The organism is Vibrio sp. 1580 (assembly GCF_033340055.1).
Genome location: NZ_JAWOVT010000106.1, coordinates 1 through 933 on the forward strand (window position 1 = coordinate 1; position 933 = coordinate 933).

Sequence of the window (933 nt, forward strand, 5' to 3'; positions counted from 1 at the left end):
GTCTGGCATAGTGCATGTCCTCGCCATTGCGTGGGAAAGAAATGGCCAAATAGTCGACCTTAATTTCTGCGGCTGTGATGATGTCAGATTTGTCTTTCTCCGTGAGCGCATCGGCTGATAAGCCACCGCCTTTTTTGTTGATGCCCTTGTTGTTGGATAATGGACCACCAACGGTCACACGGGTATGGACTTTATTTCCTTCTACGCTGGTGACTTGCAATTGAACTCTGCCATCATCAAGCAGTAGAATGTCGTTCGGTGAAACATCTTGAGGCAGTTCGTTGTAATCCAAACCAACGGATTCTTGGTTCCCTTCGCCTTTTGGTAAGTCGCTATCTAGTGTGAATTTATCGCCGACTTTGAGTGTGATTTTACCGTCTTTAAAGGTCGAAACACGAATTTTAGGTCCCTGTAAATCGCCAAGAATGGCAACCTGACGCCCTAATCCTGCGGCAATCGCGCGTACTTTTTTAGCACGTTGAATGTGGTCTTCACTTGTACCGTGAGAAAAGTTCATACGAACGACGTTCGCACCAGCTTTAATGATTTCCTCCAGTACATTGTCTTTATCAGTTGAAGGGCCAAGAGTGGTGACAATTTTCGTTCTTCTTAATTTGGAAGTCATAGATTCTCCGAAGAATGCAGGTGTAGGACAAAGTAACTCAAATTTTATTCTTACTTAATCTAACCACTGTCGAGGTCAGTATTTTCTAAGCTCGATGCCAGTTAGGTATAAGTATATGCACAGATTGTTTGCATGAAGAGTGACACTCGCTAAAACAGACGGATAATACATAGAGGACTAACGAGTTAGCGAAAGCCTCTTTGTAGGGATGCTCTGTGGTCGCTTATGTTGCTCTCCTAATTTGAAGAATAAAATAAGTTATTTTTCAAACAATTTAACAGGAGTAGATTCTTCGTTATTTGATTGAA

1 protein-coding gene is annotated in these 933 nt (G+C 42.3%); it reads right to left on the bottom strand.

Annotated features, from left to right (window positions below; genetic code table 11):
- The coding region (locus tag R7093_RS24335; RefSeq protein ID WP_318146898.1) for a pyruvate kinase at positions 1-625 on the bottom strand (625 nt) is incomplete at its 3' end.
- Positions 626-933: the final 308 nt, after the last annotated feature.